At 66.2% G+C, this 21,540-nt stretch carries 22 protein-coding genes; 17 read left to right on the top strand and 5 right to left on the bottom strand.

What is annotated here, in order from left to right; genetic code table 11:
- Nucleotides 1-48 precede the first annotated feature (48 nt).
- Entirely contained in the window at nt 49-816 is a 768-nt protein-coding gene (locus tag IE116_RS15720) for a hypothetical protein (protein WP_189613897.1), read from the top strand.
- 234 nt (nt 817-1,050) lie between these two features.
- Nucleotides 1,051-3,447 (top strand): DUF3772 domain-containing protein, encoded by a 2,397-nt coding sequence (locus IE116_RS15715; RefSeq protein ID WP_189614688.1) that lies wholly within the window; start codon nt 1,051-1,053, stop codon nt 3,445-3,447.
- Between the two features lie 6 nt (nt 3,448-3,453).
- Here the strand turns inward: IE116_RS15715 and IE116_RS15710 are convergent, their stop codons facing one another.
- The gene (locus IE116_RS15710; protein ID WP_189613896.1) at nt 3,454-4,080 is read right to left on the bottom strand and encodes a glutathione S-transferase family protein; all 627 of its coding nucleotides are present in this window, start codon (nt 4,078-4,080) and stop codon (nt 3,454-3,456) included.
- 77 nt (nt 4,081-4,157) lie between these two features.
- Nucleotides 4,158-4,439: a DUF427 domain-containing protein gene (locus IE116_RS15705; RefSeq protein ID WP_189613895.1), complete on the bottom strand. Its 282-nt coding sequence runs from the start codon at nt 4,437-4,439 to the stop codon at nt 4,158-4,160.
- Between the two features lie 217 nt (nt 4,440-4,656).
- Here IE116_RS15705 and IE116_RS15700 point away from each other — a divergent pair, with 217 nt between their 5' ends.
- The 9 genes from IE116_RS15700 (at nt 4,657) to IE116_RS15660 (ending at nt 14,189) form a co-directional block, all read left to right on the top strand.
- Nucleotides 4,657-6,192 carry an ATP-binding protein gene (locus IE116_RS15700; RefSeq protein WP_189613894.1) on the top strand — a complete coding sequence of 512 codons (1,536 nt, stop codon included), beginning with the start codon at nt 4,657-4,659 and terminating at the stop codon, nt 6,190-6,192.
- A 58-nt stretch (nt 6,193-6,250) separates the two neighbouring features.
- Nucleotides 6,251-6,937 (top strand): response regulator, encoded by a 687-nt coding sequence (locus tag IE116_RS15695; RefSeq protein ID WP_229828207.1) that lies wholly within the window; start codon nt 6,251-6,253, stop codon nt 6,935-6,937.
- Nucleotides 6,938-7,069: 132 nt separating this feature from the next.
- Nucleotides 7,070-8,950 (top strand): potassium transporter Kup, encoded by a 1,881-nt coding sequence (locus IE116_RS15690; protein ID WP_189613892.1) that lies wholly within the window; start codon nt 7,070-7,072, stop codon nt 8,948-8,950.
- Nucleotides 8,951-9,041: 91 nt separating this feature from the next.
- Nucleotides 9,042-9,548, top strand: coding sequence for an LEA/WHy family protein (locus IE116_RS15685; RefSeq protein WP_189613891.1), 507 nt, complete (start codon nt 9,042-9,044; stop codon nt 9,546-9,548).
- Nucleotides 9,549-9,636: 88 nt separating this feature from the next.
- Nucleotides 9,637-10,488 (top strand): tellurite resistance TerB family protein, encoded by an 852-nt coding sequence (locus tag IE116_RS15680; protein ID WP_189613890.1) that lies wholly within the window; start codon nt 9,637-9,639, stop codon nt 10,486-10,488.
- An 87-nt stretch (nt 10,489-10,575) separates the two neighbouring features.
- Nucleotides 10,576-11,211: a CDP-alcohol phosphatidyltransferase family protein gene (locus tag IE116_RS15675; RefSeq protein WP_189613889.1), complete on the top strand. Its 636-nt coding sequence runs from the start codon at nt 10,576-10,578 to the stop codon at nt 11,209-11,211.
- A gap of 41 nt (nt 11,212-11,252) precedes the next feature.
- Nucleotides 11,253-12,368, top strand: coding sequence for a hypothetical protein (locus tag IE116_RS15670; protein ID WP_189613888.1), 1,116 nt, complete (start codon nt 11,253-11,255; stop codon nt 12,366-12,368).
- A 59-nt stretch (nt 12,369-12,427) separates the two neighbouring features.
- Entirely contained in the window at nt 12,428-12,643 is a 216-nt protein-coding gene (locus IE116_RS15665; protein WP_189613887.1) for a VF530 family protein, read from the top strand.
- Between the two features lie 82 nt (nt 12,644-12,725).
- On the top strand, nt 12,726-14,189 hold the full coding sequence (locus IE116_RS15660) for a CoA transferase (RefSeq protein ID WP_189613886.1): 1,464 nt from the start codon (nt 12,726-12,728) through the stop codon (nt 14,187-14,189).
- A gap of 5 nt (nt 14,190-14,194) precedes the next feature.
- Here the strand turns inward: IE116_RS15660 and IE116_RS15655 are convergent, their stop codons facing one another.
- Entirely contained in the window at nt 14,195-14,944 is a 750-nt protein-coding gene (locus IE116_RS15655) for an SDR family oxidoreductase (protein WP_189613885.1), read from the bottom strand.
- Between the two features lie 98 nt (nt 14,945-15,042).
- Between IE116_RS15655 and IE116_RS15650 the strand changes: the two genes are divergently transcribed.
- From IE116_RS15650 to IE116_RS15625, 6 genes are all read left to right on the top strand, one after another.
- Complete coding sequence (locus IE116_RS15650) at nt 15,043-15,981, top strand: AraC family transcriptional regulator (RefSeq protein ID WP_189613884.1); 939 nt, start codon at nt 15,043-15,045, stop codon at nt 15,979-15,981.
- A 111-nt stretch (nt 15,982-16,092) separates the two neighbouring features.
- Nucleotides 16,093-16,470, top strand: a complete 378-nt coding sequence (locus tag IE116_RS15645) for a COG4315 family predicted lipoprotein (protein ID WP_189613883.1) — start codon at nt 16,093-16,095, stop codon at nt 16,468-16,470.
- 41 nt (nt 16,471-16,511) lie between these two features.
- Entirely contained in the window at nt 16,512-17,024 is a 513-nt protein-coding gene (locus tag IE116_RS15640; RefSeq protein WP_189613882.1) for an RNA polymerase sigma factor, read from the top strand.
- A 2-nt stretch (nt 17,025-17,026) separates the two neighbouring features.
- A complete protein-coding gene (locus IE116_RS15635) occupies nt 17,027-17,878 on the top strand; it encodes an anti-sigma factor family protein (RefSeq protein ID WP_229828206.1) in 852 nt (283 codons plus the stop codon).
- Nucleotides 17,879-18,022: 144 nt separating this feature from the next.
- A complete protein-coding gene (locus IE116_RS15630; protein ID WP_189613881.1) occupies nt 18,023-19,129 on the top strand; it encodes an NADH:flavin oxidoreductase/NADH oxidase in 1,107 nt (368 codons plus the stop codon).
- A gap of 14 nt (nt 19,130-19,143) precedes the next feature.
- Nucleotides 19,144-20,013, top strand: coding sequence for an oxygenase MpaB family protein (locus IE116_RS15625; RefSeq protein WP_189613880.1), 870 nt, complete (start codon nt 19,144-19,146; stop codon nt 20,011-20,013).
- A gap of 32 nt (nt 20,014-20,045) precedes the next feature.
- Here the strand turns inward: IE116_RS15625 and IE116_RS15620 are convergent, their stop codons facing one another.
- Nucleotides 20,046-20,972 carry a DUF2145 domain-containing protein gene (locus IE116_RS15620; RefSeq protein ID WP_229828487.1) on the bottom strand — a complete coding sequence of 309 codons (927 nt, stop codon included), beginning with the start codon at nt 20,970-20,972 and terminating at the stop codon, nt 20,046-20,048.
- A 14-nt stretch (nt 20,973-20,986) separates the two neighbouring features.
- A complete protein-coding gene (locus IE116_RS15615; protein WP_189613879.1) occupies nt 20,987-21,448 on the bottom strand; it encodes a hypothetical protein in 462 nt (153 codons plus the stop codon).
- Nucleotides 21,449-21,540: the final 92 nt, after the last annotated feature.

Below are 21,540 nucleotides of genomic sequence, written 5' to 3'. Positions count from 1 at the left end.
TTTGCCTCGTCAAGCAACCAGGGCCGCCTCGACGACAGTCAGCAGCTCGTGAAACTGCTTTCCGCCGAGCGCCTTGCGCCTTTGCTTGCGCTCACCGGCGCCTACCCAGCCGCGATCGATTTACACCTGGACATCCTCAGATTGGGCGGTACGCTGCTGACCGTCACTGGGGTCATCGAGGTGGCGCTGCGCAACGCGGTTTGCGAATGTATGGAACAGCACTTCGGCCGTCCCGATTGGCTCAGTACGCCGTTCCCGACCTTTCAATGGCTCCCGTCAGAACGACAAAGAATCCGGCTTGCCGAAAGCAACGCCCGGAAGGCCATGTATGCCAAGCTGTCGCCTGCGGCCCGGGCGGCTTTCAAAAACCTGGCGTCTGTGCCTGCCGTGTCCGGAGATGTAAGCCAGCCGGGTACGCCTGATCACGCGAGTGTTCCAAGTGGCCAGGTCGTCGCGCAGCTGACGCTCTTTTTTTGGAAGCGCCTCTATTCGGACGACTACGACAAGCGACTCTGGCGTCGAATGCTGAAATCGACGTTTCCGAACAAAGCGTTGTCGCGCGCGGACGTCGCGTCGAAGCTCGAGATTCTGTATCAGAACCGAAATAGAGTGGCTCACCACGAGCCTGTGCACGGCCGTCGCCTGCGAGAGGCGCTTCAAGCCATCGACTTCGTCGTCAATGAATTTGGGGATACGGACGCGGAAGGAAAACGGTATCTGTCCCGCCTGCTGGACCGCGATATTCAGCGCCTGAAAGCCGACGCGCGTATATTGCAGGCGACCCTGACCGGGTTCAAGAGATCCGGATCCGGTTAACCCGCACACCTTTGGCGGTTTACGACGGTTGCAAACGACCGCCCCGCTGTGGTCGACAATAGGCTGTAATCCGAAAGTTGCTCGACCTGCCACGGGGCTCAATTGCGCTCCCTGGTTGTCGCCTGCATCCTTTCTCCGCTTTCGAGTATCAATGTGCCGCACCTGAAATCCCGTTTTCGCTCCCTTACCGCAGCGTCCTGGTCATCGCTCGCCGCGCGCATCCTGCTGTGCCTGATGCTGGCCGTGACGCTGGCGCCGGCCTACGCGCAGCAGCCGACCAGCGCCGAGACGGACGTGGCGCTCGATGACGCCCGCAAGCAGATCGACGCCGTGCAGACCGGCGTGGCCGACGTCACGGACGACGCGGAACTGATCCGGCGGCGGACCACGGCGCTGGACGTGCAGACCAAGGCCGATGCGATTGCCGAAGCCCTGGCGCCGCAGTTGACCAGCGTCCAGGCGCGCCTTGGCGAGCTTGGACCGTTGGCGGCGGGGGCCAAGGAAGCGGCCGACGTGGCCGCGCAGCGGGCGCAACTGGAAAAGAGCCGGGTGGCGCTGGACGCGCAGGTCAAGCTGGCACGCCTGCTGTCGGTCGAAGGCGGGCAGGCGGCCGAACAGATTTCGGGTTTGCGGCGATCGCAGTTCCAGGCTCGCCTGGGCGAGCGGCGCGCTTCGGTGGTCGGGGCGCTGTTCTGGCGGGAATTTCGCAGCGACGCGCCGCGCGACGCCAATCGCCTGATGGCGCTGGGCGCGGAATTGGGTGCTGCGGCGGTGGCCACGCCGTACTGGGTGTGGATTGCCATTGCGCTGGCGATCGTGGTCCTGCTGGCGCTGCGGCTGGCCATCGTGCGGTTGATCCTGCGGCTGACGGCGACACGCGTGCCGCCGGGCCGCTTGCGGCGTTCCTTGTTGGCGCTTGCATTGGTCATGCTGGCGACGGCGACGCCCGGCCTGGTGGCTGCACTGATCACGCTGGGCCTGAACTGGGGCACGCCGCTGGCCAGCGACACGGAGGCGTTCATGATCGGGCTAGTCGGCATGGCCTGCTTTGGCGGCTATATCGCCGGGCTGGGCAAGGCCTTGCTGTCGCCGTTCCGGTCGTCCTGGCGCCTGTTGCCCATCCCCGACCTCGTTGCCCTGCGCATGCGCTGGTTTCCGCTGGTGCTGGCGATTGTCATCGTGCTGGCCTGGGTGGGCGAGCGGGTGCCGGTCATGCTCAATGCCAGCCTGACCATCACCATCGCGGCCAATGCCGTGGTGGCCCTGGTGCTGGGCGTCACGATCGGCATTGCCATGCTGCGGGCCGAGCGCATGCGGCGCAACGCGCTGCGCGATCCCGAAACGTTGATCGTGCCGCCGCGGCCATTCTGGCTGTCGTTGCTGATGGCCGCCACCTGGCTGGTGTTTGCCGTCAGCTTCGTCAGTGTGCTGATCGGCTATGTCGCCTTTGCCGGCTTTGTCGTCAAACAGGTGGTGTGGACGCTGGTGGTGGTGTGCTCGGGGTATCTGCTGTCGGTGCTGATCGAAGACGGCTTTACCACGCTGCTAACGTCGCCCGGCAAGGAGACCAAGGAGGGCGAGGACACCAAGAACGATCTGGCCAGCCCGCGCGTGCGCGATCAGGCCGCGGTGCTGCTGTCCGGTCTGGGACGATTGTTCGTGCTGTTGTTCGCCCTGGTCCTGCTGCTGGCGCCGTTTGGCGAAGGGCCGCTGGAACTGGTCCATCGCGCCGATCAGTTGCACAACGGCCTGTCGATCGGTGAAGTGCAGATCCGTCCGGGCGCGGTGCTGCAGGCGGTGCTGGTGCTGTTCGGATCCTTGCTGGCGGTGCGCATCTTCAAAGGCTGGCTGCAGAACCGCTATCTGCCGACCACCACGTTCGACCCGGGCATGCAGTTGTCCGCCACCACGTTGTTCGGCTACTTCGGTGTCGTGGTGTCGATCGCGCTGGCGATGTCGGCGGTGGGTGTCGGCCTGGAGCGCGTGGCGTGGGTGGCCAGCGCCTTGTCGGTGGGGATCGGCTTTGGCTTGCAGGCCGTGGTGCAGAACTTTGTGTCGGGCCTGATCCTGCTGGCGGAACGCCCGGTCAAGGTCGGCGACTGGGTGTCACTGGGCGGCGTCGAAGGCGACATCCTGCGGATCAATGTGCGAGCCACTGAAATCCAGATGGGCGACCGGTCGACGGTGATCGTGCCGAATTCCGAATTCATTACCAAGACCGTGCGCAACGTCACGCATTCGAATCCGCTGGGCCTGGTGCAGATCAAGCTGCCGATGCCGCTGGGCACCGACGCGCAAAAGGTGCGCAAGCTGATGCAGGAGGCGTTCGAGGCGCATGAAGACGTGCTCGACACCCCGGCTCCCAGCGTGGCCCTCGATGGCATCGATGGCAGCAACCTGATGTTCAACGCCAGTGGTTTCGTGAGTTCGCCGCGCGCGGCTTACGGCGTGCGCAGCGCCCTGCTGTTCGACGTGTTGAGCAGGCTCAATGCGGAGGGCATGGCCATGGCCAAGCAGAACACCACCATGTTGATCAGCGCGCCGCTGACCGGTGGCCTGCCCGGCCAGCCGGGTCTGCCCGTGCAGACGCCGCAAGCCGTCCCCCCGCCCCCGGTCGGCCCGGGCGCGTAAGGGCAGTCAGTCCAGCTTGACCTCGAACCCGCGCTTGACGGCGGGTCGAGCCATCAGGCTGTCGTACCAGCGTTGCACATTCGGAAAGTCGGCCAGGTCCACCTTGTGACGCTCGTGGCGCCAGGCCCAGCCCAGGATTGCAAAATCGGCCACCGACAGCGCATCGGCCACATATTCGCGGCCGGCCAGGCGCCGATCGAGCACGCCATACAGGCGGCGCGTTTCGTCGGAATACCGCTTCAGGCCGTACTTCTGGTCCGCTTCGTTCGCCACGCCCAGGAAGTGATGCACCTGGCCGGGCATCGGGCCGAAGCCGCCCATCTGCCACATCAGCCATTCCAGGACCGGGATCCGCTCCAGCAGGCTCGCGGGCAGGAAACGGCCGGTTTTCTCGCCCAGATACAGCAGGATCGCCCCGGATTCAAAGATGCTGACCGTCTGCCCGTCTGGGCCGTCGGTATCGACCAGGGCCGGAATGCGGTTGTTCGGACTGATGCGAAGAAACGCTTCAGCATGCTGTTCGCCTTTGCCGATGTTCACCGGAACGACGTCATAGGGCAGATCCATTTCTTCGAGCGCCACGCTGATCTTGCGACCATTGGGCGTATTCCATGCGTACAGAGTGATGGCCACGGGCGATTCCAGAGGGGTGGAAGGTCAGGGGTCGACAACGTCAGGCGTCGACAAGGTCAGGGTATGGCCAACCGGCGTCAGGCCTGGACCTGCACGCCCTTCCAGAAGGCGACACGGTCCTTGATCTCGGCGGCCGCGCTTTTGGGCTGCGGGTAGTACCAGGCGGCATTGGCATTGACCTTGCCGTCGACCACCACATCGTAATAGCTTGCAGTGCCTTTCCAGGGGCAGACCGTGGTGTGGCTGCTTTCGCGGAACAGGTCCCGGTTCAATGATGACAGCGGGAAATAATGGTTGTTTTCGACCACGACCGTGTCATCGGTCTCGGCCAGGACAGTGTCATTCCACAGGGCGCGCATGGGCGTCTCCGGTTCTTGAGGCGTAGGGGGAAAGTCTGCCTCGCACGCTACGCCTGCGACGTGGCGCTGCCTACCCCCATTTGCGATTGGTAACCGAGACGAGGGCGCGGCATACGGCGGTTTGCGCCCGGTGCCGTGCTATCGTCAGCCAGCTTTTTTCGCTCCTTCTTTGTTGCCATCCCGTCCCGTGCCCTTGCCGATCTCCGCGCCGCCCTCCATGCCGGCGCCTTCCACGATGCAACGCCTGCGGCGCCGGTCGGGGCATGGCCTGCTCCCGTTCCTGGCCACCGTCGGCGCGGTCGGGGCAGCCACGGCGGTCGCGGCCATCCTGGATCCCCACGTTTCGCTGACCGTGGTCGCGATGATCTATCTGGTCGGCGTGATGGTGGTCAGCTACCGGTTTTCGCCCGCCTTGTCGGCCATCAGCGCGGTGCTGTCGGTACTGGGGCTGAACGTCTTCTTCGTGCATCCGCGCGGCACCCTGGCCGTCGAATCGACCGAACATTTCCTGACCCTTGCCGCCATGCTGGGCGCCGCGCTGTTGATCAGCGGGCTGTCATCGCGGCTGCGGGGCACCACCGAGCAGGCCGTCTGGCGCGAACAGCGGGCCCGCAACCTTCAGGGCTTGGCCGCAAGGCTGGCCGGCTCGGATGACGAAGGCGAGATCATCGATGCGGTCGGCGCCGCGTTGAAAGAAGCCTTCGGCGATGACATCGCCCTTGCGCTGGACGATCGCGCAGGCGTGCTGAAGGGCCGGGTGCCAGGACAGGACGTGCTCGATCGCGGCCAACCGCATGCCGATGCGCTGGTGCATTGCCGGCAGTCGGGACAGGTGCTGGGCCCCGGGACCGGTCGGTGGGACGGCCTGTCGGTGCTGTATGTGCCGGTGCGCGCCGGCGCCAGTGTGATGGGCGCGCTGGCCATTCCGTCGCCCGCGTTGTTGCGCGAAGACCGCGAGCACGCCCAGGCCATCGCCGACCTGCTGGCGGGCGCCATGCAGCGCATCCGTCATGCCAGCGAAGCCGTCGCGGCGCGTGCTGCCGCCCAGTCGCAGCAGCTGCGCAATACCTTGCTGGCCGCGGTATCGCATGACTTTCGGACGCCGCTGGCCTCGATCATCGGCGCGGCGTCGTCCTTGCAGCGACAGCGTGAACTGCTGCCGCCCGGCGAACAGGACAAGCTGATCGGCCTGATCGAAGACGAGGCCTTGCACCTGACCGCCATGACCGACAACACGCTGCAGTGGGTGCGTCTCAATGCCGATACGGCCACGCTGCGGCTCGATTGGGAGTCGGTGGAGGAAATCGTCGGCAGCACGCTGTTGCGGATCCGCCGCCGCGATCCGGCCCGCCGCATCCAGGCCCGCGTTGCCACGGGCCTGCCGCTGGTGCGTGCCGATGCGGTGCTGGTGGCGCAACTGCTCACCAACCTGCTCGATAACGCCCTCAAGTATTCCGACGGCCCGGTGCAGGTCGATGCCGACGCCGTGGGCCAGTGGCTGCAGATCGATGTGCGTGACCGCGGCATCGGCATCGATCCTGCGGAACTCGATCAACTGTTCGACACATTTTTCCGGGGCGCGGGCGCTCGCAAGGTGCGCGGTGCGGGCCTGGGCCTGGCCGTCAGCCGGGCCATTGCCGTGGCGCATGGCGGCACGCTGGATGCCGAGCCGCGCGAAGGCGGCGGCAGCCTGTTCCGGCTGCGTCTGCCACTGGCCGCGGCGCCAGCCATGCCGGTGCAAGAGACCGCATGATGTCCTGTACCCCATCGCGACGCGGCCCCGTCCTCAACCCCATTCTGGAGACCATCCGGTGGCTATCAAGGTATTGATCGTCGAAGACGACAGCCAGATCCGCGGCCTGCTTGGCGCGGTGCTCACGGTCGAGGGCTTTGAAGTATCGACCGCCGTCAGCCTGAGCGAAGCGCGGGCTCTGCTTGCCCACACTGCGCCGCAATTGGTCATTCTCGACCTGGGACTTCCCGACGGCGACGGTGGCGAACTGCTGCCCGCGCTGCGGGCCGAATCCGCCATTCCGGTCCTGGTCGTATCCGCCCGCCATGACGAAGCGCAAAAGATCGCGCTGCTCGATGCCGGCGCCGACGATTACCTGGTCAAGCCGTTCGGCGTGGGGGAATTGCTGGCGCGCATCCGCGTGGCGCTGCGCCATCGCGGCACGGCGGTTGCGCCGGCGCAGGTCGCGTATCGGGTCGATGGCCTGTCCATCGACCTGGAACAGCACCGCGTCGAGCGCGATGGCGTGCCCGTGCACCTGACGCCGACCGAATTCGAGCTGCTGGCGCACCTGGTGCGCAAGGCCGGCAAGGTGATCACGCATCGCCAGATGCTGACCGACATATGGGGCGCCGATTACGCCGAGCACACCCATTACCTGCGGATCTACATGGGTACGTTGCGGGCCAAGCTGGAAAAGGATCCGGCCGAACCCCGCTATCTGCTCACGGAACCGGGCATCGGGTACAGGCTGGCCGCCGAATAAAGCAGGCGCGGGGCCAGGAAGGGGGCCGCAGCGCAAGAACGGCTGTGGTGTAAAGACCGCAGCACGGCATATTTATGCGTTCTTTACACCGCCCCTTCTATAAACCGGACATCGCAAGAATCCGGATCCACAATGCAAACGAACGATAGCCGCAAGAATCTTGCGGCGCTGTCGCTGGGCGCCCTGGGCGTCGTCTACGGCGACATCGGCACCAGCCCGCTCTACACCATGAAAGAAGTGTTTGCCGAACACACCGGCGTGCCGCTCGATCCGCAGCACATCATCGGTGTCGTCTCGGTCATTTTCTGGGCGCTCCTTCTTATCGTCACCCTGAAATATGTCGTGCTGATCCTGCGGGCCAACAACCGCGGCGAAGGCGGCATCATGGCCATGACCGCGCTGGCGGCCCAGGCCATGCACCAGCATCCGCGCCGCCGCAAGGTGCTGCTGCTGGTGGGCGTGCTGGGTGCGGCGCTGTTCTACGGCGACAGCCTGATCACGCCCGCCATTTCGGTGCTGAGCGCGATCGAAGGCATCAAGGTCGTTGCGCCGGGCCTGGACAGCTTCGTGCTGCCGATCTGCGTCGCCATTCTCGTGGCGCTGTTCCTGGTCCAGCGCTTCGGCACGTCGGCGGTGGGCAAGCTGTTCGGTCCGATCATCGGCCTGTGGTTCGGTACCCTGGCGGTGACCGGGCTGTTCCACATCTTCGACAACCCCATCATCCTGGCTGCGCTCAATCCGCTGGAGGCCATCCGCTTCATCGATGACCGGGGGCTGAGCATGTTCCTGGCCTTCGGGTCTGTGGTGCTGGCGCTGACCGGCGCCGAGGCGCTGTATGCGGACATGGGTCACTTCGGCAAAGCCCCGATCCGCCTGGCCTGGTTCAGTTTCGTGCTGCCCGCGCTGGCCTTGAACTACCTGGGACAGGGCGCCCTGCTGATCGGCGATCCGGGGGCATTGGCCAATCCCTTTTTCCACATGTTTTCGGAGGCCACGCTGATTCCGGCCGTGGTGCTGGCCACGCTGTCGTCGATCATCGCGTCGCAGGCCGTCATTTCGGGGGCGTACTCGATGACACGCCAAGCCATGCAACTGGGCTTTTTGCCCCGCATGCAGGTCTGTTTCACCTCGGCCCGCGAAGCCGGCCAGATCTACATGCCGCAGGTCAACCGCGCGCTGCTGGTCGGCGTGCTGCTGGTGACGCTGGGCTTTGGCAGTTCGTCGGCGCTGGCGTCGGCCTACGGCATTGCCGTGACCGTCACGATGCTGATGACAACCATCCTGACCTACTTCGTGGTGCGCCATGGCTGGGGCTACCCGCCCATCGTGGCCATCGGGGCCACCGGTCTGTTCCTGATCATCGACGTCGTACTGGTCACGTCCTGCAGCCTGAAGCTGATGGACGGCGGCTGGTTCCCCCTGGTGCTGGGCGCCGCCATCTTCACCATGATGGCGACCTGGAAGAAGGGCCGCGAACTGCTCTTGGTGCGGATCCGCAAGGACGATCCGGAATTGATTCCCTTCGTGCAGATGCTGTGCAACGACAGTTGCCTGCAACGCGTGCCGCGCACGGCCGTCTACACCGTGGCCAATCCCGACACCGTGCCGCAGGCGCTGACCCACAACCTGAAGCACAACCGGGTGCTGCACGAGCAGAACGTCATCCTGACCGTGGTGTTCGACGAAGTGCCCTGGGTGGCCGAAGAAAATCGCGTCGAAGTGGAAATGCTCGATCACGGCTTCTGGCGGGTGCGTGTGAACTACGGCTTCAAGGACTCGCCCGATATCCCCTATGCATTGGAGCTGTGCAAGGCGAAGGGGCTGGAGATCAACCAGTTCGAGACCAGTTATTTCCTGAGCCGCGAGACGGTGGTGCCGGCATCCGGCAACGCCATGCCGGCCTGGCAGGAACATCTGTTCGCAGCCATGTCGCGCAATGCAGGCAGCGTGATCGAGTTCTTCGGCCTGCCGAACAACGCCGTGATCGAACTGGGCACGCGCGTGCAGATCTAGGGTGCGCAAGAAGACGTGACAACGCTTGCCCGTCTCGGCTCACCGGTTGCACCATGACCGGCTACGCCGATTCGTGAGTGTGATCCTGCCGATGCTCCCTTCTTCCTTCCGCACCGGGCTTGCGCTGTTGCTGGCCGTGTCCACCCTGGCCCTGGCCGGGTGCGCCGGCCTGCGTGGCGGCGACCCGGTCCGCCTGAACGTGGTCGGCATCGAGCCTATCGACGGCGAGGGGCTCGAGATGCGCATGGCCGTGCGCCTGCGCGCGCAGAATCCCAACGACAGGTCCATCGACTACGACGGCATCAGTGTGGAACTGGACCTGAACAACCGGCCGTTCGCGACCGGGGTCAGTCCGGCCCGCGGCAGCATCCCCCGCTTTGGCGAAACGGTGCTGAGTGTGCCGGTCTCGGTCTCGGCGTTTTCCGTCATGCGCCAGGCCTGGGGCATCGTGGGCGGCATGTCCGGCGCCTCAACCGGTATGTCGGCCGGCGCAGCCATGGAGCCGATCCCGTATGTGCTTCGTGGCAAGCTGGGAAGCAGCTTCGGCAGCACGCGTTTCCTGGACCGCGGCACCCTGAGCCTGCCGGAACTGCGGTAGCGGACGGTCACCACTCGCCTGACAGCAAGCTGAACTTGTGCCGTCCAGCCCCGTCTGACTCCTTATCTTGTATGAACTGGAGGATGCCGTGAGCGCTCGTCAATTGCTGGACCAACTGTTGCAGTCAGGCCAGAGCCTGGTCAAGGAAGCCACCGGACACCTGCAGGGATCGAACGGCGGCCAGCCCGCGCGCACGCAGGATGGCGGTGCGGGGGGCGGCGCCCTTGGGGGGCTGGGAAGTCTGCTGGGGTCGGGATCGGGCTCTGGCGGCGGGCTGGGCTCATTGCTGTCGGGTTTTGGTGGCGGCGCCCTGAGCGGCAGCGCGCTGACCATGCTGCTGAGTAACAAAAAGATGCGGAAGATGGGCGGGTCGGTCGCAATGATGGGCGGCATGGCGGCGCTCGGCGCGGTGGCCTACCGTGCGTACACCGACTGGCAGCGCAACCAGCAGGCCGCAGCCGCAGGCACGCCGGGCGGCCCGGTCCATGGAACGGCCACCGTCGAGCCGCATGGCGCCGCAGCGGGTCAGGGAGCGCCCTTGAGCCTGCCCGAGCCGCAAACGCTCGATCGCGTGACAGGCGCGCAGGCCGAAGAACACAGCAACGCCGTGCTGGTCGCCATGATCGGCGCGTCGAAAGCCGACGGACACATCGGGGCCGACGAACGGCAATTGCTCGAAGCCGGGTTGCACAAGCTGTCGACCGATCCGGCCGACCGCGCGTGGCTGGAGGCCGAATTGGCCAAGCCACTGGACCCGGCCGCCGTGGCCAAGGCCGCGACCACACCGGAGATCGCGGCCGAGATGTACCTGGCCAGCCTGCTGATCGTCGACGATGAAAGCTATATGGAACGGGCCTACCTGGACGAACTGGCACGTCAGATGAAACTGGATCCGGGCCTGAAAGCGTCGCTTGAAGCGCAGCTGGCCCAGCCGGTCTGATGTCCGTCGGATGACAATCGTTACAGTGCGCAGGGCGTGTCAATGCGACACTCCCCCTCCGCCCCGACGTGCATCGCAAGGATTTTCATGAGTTCCGTCCCGCCCCGTCCTCGCAAGCATTTTTCGATGATCCGCGACTTCCGCCTGGCGGATTTCTTTACGCTGGGCAACGCGGCCTGCGGCGTCGCGGGTGTGCTGCTGGCCATGGCCTTTGTCGGCCGCGCCGACATGCTGCACTTTTACGTTGCGGCGCTGATGGCGCCGTTCGCGTTCGCCTTTGACGTCGCCGATGGCCGCATCGCGCGCTGGCAGCAGACCCACTCGGCATTCGGCCGCGAGCTCGATTCCCTGGCCGACGTGATCTCTTTCGGCGTCGCGCCCGCCGCCTTGGGGTATGCCGCCGGCATGACGGGCGGCTGGGATGCGGCAGCGCTGATCTACTTTGTCTGCTGCGGCGTGGGCCGCCTGGCCCGCTACAACGTCACCGCCGAAACGCTGTCTGAAGGCGCCGACAAAGTCCCGTATTTCGAAGGCACGCCCATTCCCACCAGCGTCGTGCTGACCGCCGTGCTTGCGTTCGCAGCGTGGCAGGGCCGGATCGGCGACCAGCTCTATTTTGGCGCGTGGACAATCGGCCCCTGGCAGTTTCACCCCCTGGCACTGCTGTTCGTGCTGTCGGGCTCGCTGATGATCAGCAAGACGCTGCGCATCCCGAAGTTGTGATTCGCAACCTGTTCTCGTCGGGGCGCGCGGGAGTCGGGCCGGTGGCGGGACCGGTTCCCGGGTCGTTGACGGGCACCGTGCTTCGTGGCCTTGGGCTGACGGCAGCTGCGGGTATCGTGCTGGCGCTGGCTGCCTGTGGCCGAGGTCCGGAAGGAACAGCCGACGTCAACGTGGACGAGACCGCTGCGGCGGGCGCGACCAAGGCGACCGCCGCCGTATCGGGTGCCGGGGCCTCGGGCGCCCCATCCGGTGCCATTTCGGGATCGTCGGCCGTCCCCGCCAACGCGTCCGGGCTGGCGGGCTCGTCCGGCACGAAGCCTGCAGCCAAGCCTGCGCCGGCCGAGCGCCATGCGCCGTTGCAACTGACAACGATCGCGCCGCCGGTCGTCATGAAGGGCGAGATCTTTCCGCTGGACTTCACCCTCAACGCGCTGCCCGATGCCGGCACCTTCGTGCCGCCCTCGGTCGACGGCCTGGAGATCACGACGGGATTGGGCGAGTTCGCCACCCTGACCGACGCCCAGGGCGAGCATGCCTCGCTGCGTACCCATGCCCGGTTCATGAAGACCGGCGTCATTACCTTGCCGCGTGCGAAGATCGACGTGCAAGGCGCGCCGGTGTATGCGGGCGAGATCAAGCTGGAAGTGATCGACAAGGTCACCGTCGCTCCTGGCGACATCCGCCTCGAATGGAAAGCGGACCGCACCCGCGTCAAGGCAGGCGATCCTGTCACCTTGCGGCTGATGCTGTACTCGCGTCACAGCGTGCGCCCGGTCAACAAGCCGGCGCCACGCCCGGCCGACGGGCAGGCTGATGCGCTTGCCGGTGGCGCGGACATCGACACGGCATCCGGCGTGCCGGGGCTGGCGAAGGCGCTGTCGGCGCACTTCGATATCGTTGACAGTGACATCGATCCGATGGCCGACAAGACCCTGACGCAGGTGGCCGGCAAGCGCTACTACGAACGCACCATGCTGGTCCTGTCGCTCAAGGCGGCACGCAAAGGCAAGGCGGTCGTGACGCCCGGCCAGATGCCGCTGATGGTGGTGACCGCGCAAAGCGGCTATTTCGCGGCCCTGCGTGGCGATCCCCAGGCCATGGCGCGCTTTCCCACGGTCAATGTCAAGACGGCCGGCCTGACCCTGCGGGTCGAGTAGCACCGTCCCGGACGGTGCGTGGTGCTAGCATGCCGGCTTGACGTTCTTCAGATCCGACCATGAGCTTGCAACCCAAGAATCCGATGCATGGCGTGACCCTCGAAGCCATGCTGGTCGCGCTGCAGGCCCACCATGGCTGGGAGGGCCTGGCCCAGCGCGTGGACATTCGCTGCTTTCGCAACGATCCCAGCATCAAGTCCAGCCTGACCTTTCTGCGCCGCACGCCGTGGGCGCGCGAGAAGGTCGAAAGCCTCTATCTCGACTTGATGCGCTGAAGGGATCGTTCCCCACTTGCGCGCCATCGGCGGCAGGCCGCCAGCCCTGGCGCCGTCTTCCTCCGACAAGGACCGCCTCGCCATGTCTCGCCCGACCGACCCTCACGCCACGCCTTTCGATCACTTCGTTTCGCAGTTGTGGACGGGTGCCGGGGGTGACTCGGCGTGGCTCGCCAAGGTCCAGGCCACGGGCGATCAACGGATGCCGTCAGCGTTTCACGCAACCGACTTCGCGGCAGCAGCGGTCGGCACCGCGGGCCTTGCGCTTGCAGAATGGCAGGCCGCGCGGGCCGGCATCCCGGTCGATGCGGCATCGTCTGTCAGCGTCGACCGTCGTCTTGCCTCCTTGTGGTTCACCGTGTCCGTCGACCCGATCGGCTGGGACCTGCCGCCGTCATGGGATGCCGTGGCGGGGGACTACCGCACGAACGACGGCTGGATCCGCCTGCATACCAACGCCGCGCATCATCGCGCAGCGGCCATGGCAGTGCTTGGCGTGACCGATACGGCAGGCGAGCCGGCGGATCGGGCGCAGGTCGCCGCCGCGGTCGCGACATGGTCTGCTGACGATCTGGAAGCCGCCGTCGTTGCACGCGGCGGGTGCGCCGCGACCATGCGGTCGGTGGCGCAATGGGGAGCGCATCCCCAAGGCCAGGCCGTCGCCAACGAGCCCTTGCTGCATTGGCATCCAGGCAGTCAGCGTGACCCCGCGCGGCCCTTGCCCACTGCGGGTGCTGCTCGCCCCCTGGCGGGCATCCGCGTCCTTGATCTGACCCGTGTGCTGGCCGGTCCGATTGCAACGCGCTTTCTGGCAGCGTATGGCGCCGACGTCTTGCGGCTCGACCCGCCCTGGTGGACGGAGCCGACCCACGAGCCCGACGTCACGCCCGGCAAACGCTGCGCGCGCCTGGACCTGTCCGATGCGGCAGGCCGGAAACGCTTCGAGAAACTGTTGTCCCAGGCCGACGTACTGGTGCATGGCTACCGGTCGGACGCGCTCAGCCACCTTGGCCTTGATGCCGCCACACGCGCGCGGCTGTGTCCCGGGCTGATCGACGTGTCGCTCGATGCCTACGGATGGACCGGTCCGTGGCAGCATCGCCGCGGCTTCGACAGCCTGGTGCAAATGAGCAGCGGCATTGCGCACGCCGGCATGATCGCGGCCGGCGCCGAGAAACCCGTGCCGCTGCCCATGCAGGCCCTGGACCATGGCACGGGCTATCTCATGGCCGCCGCCGCACTGCGTGGCCTGACGACGCGGCTGCACACGGGACGCGGGGCCGAGATCCATGCCTCGCTCGCGCGTACGGCAAAGCTGCTGGTGGACGCAACAGTGGCGGCTGGGGGAAGTGACGCGGTGTCCGCGCCGGTGACCTCGGCTGCGTTTTCCGAGCGCAGTCCGGCCGACCTTGACCCGGCTGCGATCGATACCGTGTGGGGGCCGCTGCAGCGCCTGCGCGCGCCCGTCGTGGTCGCCGGCGCCCCCATGGCGTGGGATACCGCGCCCGTGCCTTTGGGCAGTTCGGACGCGGCCTGGCGCGAGTAGGGCGATCAGCCCGCTTCCGCAGCCCACTGCACCGCGTCCGCGCCCGCCGGAATGCGCAGGGGTGAGGCAGGATCCGTCGCCGCCTGCCATACCGCTTCGGCGACGTCCCTGGCATGCGTGCCGGGACCATTGGACGCCATCATGCGGGCAATCGTCTGCTTCATGAAGTCGCCATAGACCGGATCGTCCGCGCCCTTCAGATATTGGTAAGCGGTCTCACGAAATCGCGTCTCGCCCGACGATCCCGGTAGCACCAGGTGCACCCGGACGCCGAACGGCGCGACTTCACTTGCCATCGATTCGGTCAGCGCGTTGACCGCTGCCTTCGCAGCCCGATACATGCTCACCAAGGGCAAGGGCTTGAGCGTCACACTCGACGTCACGTTCACGATCACGCCCGACTGGCGTTCACGCATCTGTGGCAGCACCGCCTGCGTGACCGCGATCGTCCCGAAGGTGTTGGTCTCGAACAGCTGGCGCACCGTTTCCATCGGAGTGAGCTCGAACGGCGCGGGAGCGCCGAAACCCGCATTGTTGACAACTACATCTATCGGACCGGCCGCCGCAATCGCCTTTTGCACGCTGTCGGAATCCGTCACGTCGAGCGCAATCACCTGCAGGCGGTCCGACGCAGGCAACAGATCTTCGCGCGGCGTGCGCATCGTCGCGATGACCCGCCAGTTGCGATCCAGGAACAGGCGCGCGGTATCCAGGCCGAAGCCCGAGGAGCAGCCGGTAATCAGAACGGTCTTCATGAAGCCACCTTCGTATCGTTGGAGTGACGTCACGATAGGCGGTCAGCGCCGTACTCGCTACAATCCACAGTCCATATATCATTTGCGAGAGTCCGGTCATGGTGGACCCGCTTGCCGAGGTCGTCACGCTGTTGCAGCCAGCGGCGCGGTTTTCCAAACATGTGGTGGGGGCAGGCGCCTGGCAGATTCGGCGCTCGGACGCCGGGCAACCCTTCTACTGCGTCGTGCTCGAAGGCGAATGCCGGCTGGCGCTGGATGGCGCCGAACCCGTCGTGCTGCAGGCAGGCGACTTCGTGCTGGTCCCGGCGGCTTTCGGCATCGCCATGTCCAGCCTCGTGCCGCCGCCCGTGCGTGGCGACACCGTGCCGGTCGCCCTGGGCAACGGGCACTTTCGCATCGGCGATCCCCAGGGGCCGGCTGACCTGCGCATCCTGGCGGGGCACTGCAGCTTCGGGTCGCCCGATGCGGCACTGCTGGTGGCGCTGTTGCCCCAGCTCGTGCATGTTCGCGGTGAACCCCGTCTGGCCACCCTGGTGCAACTGGTGGGGGACGAAACGCGCGAGCAACGGCCCGCGCGTGAGGTCGTCCTGTCGCGCCTGCTCGAAGTGCTGCTGATCGAAGCGCTGCGATCGGCAGCTGGCACGGCAGCATCACCGGGCCTGGTGCGCGGGCTGGCCGACGTGCGCCTGTCGGCGGCGATCCGCGCCATGCATGCAGCGCCCGCACGGGACTGGTCGGTGGTGGCGCTGGCCCACGAAGCCGCGCTGTCCCGCTCGGCTTTTTTCGAGCGTTTCAGCAAGACGGTCGGCGTCGCGCCGATGGCGTATCTTCTTGCCTGGCGCATGGCACTCGCCAAGGACATGCTGCGCCGCAAGCCGGCCAGCGGCATTGCGGAGGTCGCCGAGCGCGTCGGTTACAGTTCGGCAAGCACCTTCAGCGTGGCCTTTACCCGTTATGCAGGAATGCCACCCAGCCAGTATGCGCGGGGGCAGGGCGCCGAAGAGGGTGAGGTATCGGACCTGGAAACCTTGTCCTGAGTTTTTTTTTCAAATGAATGGAATAAGTGGGCATCGGCATCCGTCCATGCCCCGTACTCCCCGGTTTCAACGCGCTTTTCCACGCACGAACCACTTCATAAAGAGACCATCATGCGTATCCGTCTGCTCCCCGCCCTGACGCTGGCCATCGCGTCGTCGTTCGTCTCGCTCGCCCATGCCCAGGTGCCCGTCAAGGTGGCCGATGGCGTCCTCGTGACGTCGGCCGGCATGACGCTCTATACCTTCGACAAAGATGTCGCGAACAGCGGCAAGAGCTCGTGCAATGGCCCGTGCGCCACGTTGTGGCCGCCTGCCATGGCTGCCGCCAATGCCAAGCCCGAAGGTGACATGACCATCATCACGCGTGACGATGGCGCCAAGCAGTGGGCCGTCAAGGGCATGCCGCTCTACACCTACGCCAACGACAAGAAGGCCGGTGACAAGACGGGCGACAACTTCAAGGAAGTCTGGCACGTCGTCAAGAAGTAAGCCCCGCAAGCCCGGGATCGCGGCTTCGGTTGCGCCGTCTCATGCGTGCTCAGGACGAGGCCAATCTTGTCGCGTGCATCCCCAGCCTGCGCCGCTATGCGCGCGGGCTGACGGCTGACCGCGACCGGGCCGACGACCTCGTCCAGGACACGCTCGAACGCGCCTGGACCCGCTTTCCGCTCTGGCAGAAACGCGGGGACCTGCGCGCCTGGATCTTCGGCATCATGCACAACCAGTTCATCGACCAGTTGCGCGCGCAGCGCAGCCGCCCCGACGAAGTGGCCAAGGATGATCTGCCCGAGCAGGCCGCGCGCGCGACCCAGTCCGATGGCCTGGAAGTGCGCGACCTGGATCGCCTGTTGCAGCGCTTGCCGCCGGACCAGCGCGAAGTGCTGCTGCTGGTGGCCGTCGAGGCGCTCAGTTACCAGGAAGTCGCACAGGTACTCGGCGTGCCGATCGGCACGGTCATGTCGCGGTTGTCCCGCGCGCGCGAGCGCCTGGGCACCGCATTGAAAGACCGCGATGCGCCGGGCCGGCTGCACCGGATCAAATAACGATGAAGCACGTTCCTCCTCCTTCTTCTTCCGACACCACGGCATCGGGGCCGGCATCCGGTCACCCGGTGGCGCCCATCACCGAGGCCGATCTGCACGCCTGGGTCGATGGCCAGTTGCCGCCTGCACGTCGTGCCCAGGTCGATGCATGGCTGGCCGACCAGCCCGAGGCGCGTGCGCGTGTCGAAGGCTGGCAGCGGCAAAACACATTGCTGTGCGACCTGCTCAATCCCGTCCTGCATGAACCCTTGCCGTTACGACTGCCGCTGCGTCGCGATGCGTCGACCTTTGCGTGGCGCGGGCTGGCTGCCGGTGTGGCGATTGCGGTGGCCAGCGCCAGCATGGCCTGGTTCGCACGGGGATGGATGGACGCGGCACCGGCGGCCGATGGTGTGGCCGCATCGACCCCGGCGCCCTTGGCCGGCTTTGCCCACCGCGCGGCGATCGCGCATGCGGTGTATAGCCCCGATGCACGCCGTCCGGTCGAGATCGGCGGTGACCAGGAACAGGCGCTGGTGACCTGGCTGACCAAACGCATGGGGGCCGAGGTCAAGGCGCCAACATTGAGCACTCTCGGTTATTCACTGGTCGGCGGCCGCCTGTTGCCCGGTGGCAGCGGCCCCGTCGCGCAGTTCATGTATGGGTCCGAAGCAGGCCAGCGGCTGACCTTGTATGTGACGCCGGAAGGGGCAGGCCAGGCTTCGTCCTTCCGCTTCGGGCGCGAAGGCAACGTCAACCAGTTCTACTGGGTCGATGCCCAATTCGGATACGCGCTGTCGGGCGCAGCGGATCGCGCCGAGCTGATGCGGGTGTCGCAAGAGGTGTATCGGCAGCTGGCAAGCCCTACCCGGTAGCACTCGGTCGCATTCCGACGCATGCGGTGGCGCGGGAAATCCCGGGGTTTGACGTATCCTTTTTGGCTTGAGGGCAGCTGCATCAGCGCGCGCCCGACGTCCTTGCCGGCGCCTGGCGCCGGACGCCCACAGGAATCCCCCCGCATGAGCCAACTCTTCTCGCCCCATACCCTGGGCCGACTGCCCCTGAAGAACCGCATCATCGTCTCTCCCATGTGCCAGTACTCGTCCGTCGATGGGCTGGCCAACGATTGGCACATGATCCATCTGGGCCACCTTGCACTGTCGGGCGCGGCCGCCATGTTTACCGAAGCCGCGGCCGTCGAGCCCGACGGCCGCATCACCCCGGGGGACCTCGGCCTGTACGACGACGCCACGCAAGCGGCGCTGGGCCGTGTGATCGACGTGCTGCGCCGCCAGACCGACATGCGCCTGGGTGTGCAACTGAACCACGCCGGCCGCAAGGCATCGACGGCCGCCCCCTGGGAGGGCGGCAAACGCATCGGCGCCGATGCCGGTGGCTGGCTGCCCTGCGCACCATCGGCCGAATCGTTCACGCAGGGCGATCCGGTACCGACGGAACTCGACGACGTCGCCATGCTGCGCATCAAGGACGCCTTCGCGGCATCGGCCCGCCGCGCCCACGCCCTTGGCCTCGACATGGTCGAAGTCCACGCTGCGCACGGGTACCTGCTGCACCAGTTCCTGTCGCCCTTGTCGAACCATCGCACCGACCATTACGGCGGCTCGCTGGCCAACCGCCTGCGCTATCCGCTCGAAGTCTTCGCTGCCGTGCGCGAAGCCTTCCCGCAAGACAAGGCCGTGGGCGTACGCGTGTCGGCCACCGACTGGGTCGATGGCGGCTGGGACCTGACGCAGACGCTGGTGTTTGCCGAACAACTGCGCAAGCTGGGCTGCGACTTCATCGACGTATCCAGCGGCGGCCTGAGCCCGCACCAGCAGATCGTTGCGGGTCCCAACTATCAGGTGCCCTTCGCGGCCAAGATCAAGGAAACGACAGGCCTGCCCACCATTGCCGTCGGCCTGATCACCGAGCCCGAACAGGCCGAAGCCATCATCGCCACCGGCCAGGCCGACGCCATCGCGCTGGCCCGCGCCATGCTCTACGATCCGCGCTGGCCGTGGCACGCCGCCGCCAGACTGGGCGCGCAGGTCGATGCGCCCAAGCAATACCACCGGTCGCAGCCGCGCCAATACAAGCACCTGTTCAAGGATCTGCCAGAGTCGTAAGCCTGGCCGCCGACATGGAATTTGTCAGGACGCGCATCGAAGCGGCCGTGCTGGGCATCACCATGCCCGGCCAGACCATCGACTATCTCAACCCACCCGGCGACCCTGGCCTGTTCGGCCCGCAGTCCATGGCCTGGCAGGTGCATGGCGACTTCACCGCCATGCTCGCTGGCGGCGTCTCGGCATTGATGTTGCAGATGCTCCATCCGGCCGCGCTGGCCGGTGTCTGGGACCATTCGAATTTTCGTGTGGACATGCTCGGCCGCCTGCGCCGCACGGCCCGCTTCGTCGCGGCCACGACCTATGCAAGTCGCCAGGATGCGGATTATCTGATCGACCACGTCCGCCGCATCCACGCGTCGGTCAGCGGCCTCACGCCCGCAGGCACGCCCTACGCCGCGTCCGACCCGCATTTGCTGACGTGGGTGCATGTGGCCGAGGTGTCTTCGTTCCTGGAGTCGTTTCTGGTGTACCGGCAACCGGACTTTCCGCTCGCTGCGCAAAACCAGTATCTGGACGAGATAGCGCTGATCGCCGAGCGGCTGGGCGCGCAGAACGTGCCGCGCAACGTCGTGGACATGCGCAACTATCTGGAAAGCATGCGAGGTGAACTGGTCAACGATGCGCGCACGCAAGAAACGCTGCGGCTAGTGCTGACCGCGCCGGCTCCCGGGCCGTTGGCCGTGCCCTTCGTCAGGCTGATGATGCGGGCAGGGATTGATCTGCTACCCGGGTTCGCGCAAGACATGCTGGGCGTACGGCAACTGGGGTCGGTGCGTCAGGCAGCGCTGCGGCAGTCCGTCCGGTTGGCGGCACAGCCGCTGCGGTGGGCGGTGCGTAACGGGACGGTGCATCGGGCGAAGCGAAGGGTGGGTGTGCCGTGAATGGCTTCAATGGCTTGAATGGCTTGAATGGCTCAGTGCATCGACATCGTCGTGTCACCCGCGCCCGCCACACACCCTTCCGCCATTGGCGTCCACCCCTGATGCGTCACCACCTGCTTGCCGCTGTGGCACAACTCCGTCCGCTTCGCATCCGGATACCGTTCGCGCACAAACCCTTCAATACTTGCCGGCAAGCTGATTTTCAATTGCAGCGCATGCCGGTCTTCCATCGGGTGGTCATCCAGATGCAGCAGCGGCACAAAACCGGATGCAAACATCAACCAGTGGGATCCGACGTTGACAGGCTCGGGCGCGTAGCCCGCTGACCGCAACCAGTCCTGCGTGCGCTCCCGCAGCCCCTGTCCCCAGGCCAGCCCACCCCACGTCGCGCCCAGCATCTCGATCACCCACTGATTGCAGTTCTGATAGCGCGTGCTGTACGCGTAGGCGTTGGCGCTGTATTGCGCGGCCAGCAATTGCAACGCCAGCGGCGTGTTGCGTGCCGCGTCGCGCAAGGTGTCGGCCGCGCCTTTGGGCAGGCTGACGATGGAGATGTAGCCCACGGCCGGATCGTCGGTGCCCATGACGAAGCCGGCAATGCCTTGGTCGAAGATCCGCGGAAAGCCTTCATTGCACGCGTAGTACAGCTGGCGCGCGGACCAGACGCCGGTGTCGCTGCGCCAGGCGATGGCGGAGTGCGAGTATCGAATGCCGAAGCCCGACAGGTCCAGCCCGGACCGGCTGATCAGGACGGCGTCGTCGCCGGTGGCGGCCAGGGCTTCGCGGACGACCGCGGAAAAGCGCAGCAGGGTGTCCTGCTCGGCGGCGGTCAGTTCATGGCCGCGGTCGCAGAAGGCCGATGCGCCGAACAGCGCGTCGGTGGGGCCTGCCGTTGCGGCAGCGCTCCAGACACTGCCCGCACACGCCATCGCCAGCAGCACCGCGGCGCGGGCCGCGATACGACGCACTGCTTTCACAGAATGACGACGGGGCGCGGGGCCAGTTCGTCGAACCAGTCGTCGGCCAGCACCAGGTAGAACGCTTCCTGCGTGTCGCCGCGCGCGAACTCATAGCCATAGACGCGCTTGTGCGCGCTGACGATGTCGCCCTCGCCAAGGTTCTGCTTGGCGAAGGTTGCTGCGGGCAGCTCGAGCGTCAGGCGCTTGGTGGGCTCGACAGCCTGCATGGTAATGCGCACGTAGTCGGGCCGTGCAGGTGCCTGCGCGACGTCGACGATGCGGTAGTCGCCCTCGGCGGATTTCTTCTTGTCGTCGGACGAGCTGTCGCTTGAGCCTTCGGACGAATCGGAAACGCTGCCGCTCGACGCCGACCCGGCGCTCGATGCGGACGAGGCAAAGCTTTCGGCGTGAGCGTGGAAGGTGGCAGCAAGGCCGACCGTGAGGGCGGCAAGGCGCAGGGCAAGGTGCAGGGTCATGGTGGGGAGTGTCTGTGGTGAGGGCGTCGGTGGGCATCGAAAGGATGAGTTCCTTGCGGCCCCTGGCATTATGCCCGGCGAAACGCGAGCAG

The sequence above is a fragment of the Pigmentiphaga litoralis genome, assembly GCF_014651835.1.
Taxonomy (GTDB): domain Bacteria; phylum Pseudomonadota; class Gammaproteobacteria; order Burkholderiales; family Burkholderiaceae_B; genus Pigmentiphaga; species Pigmentiphaga litoralis.
This window is presented reverse-complemented; position numbering and strand designations above follow the sequence as displayed.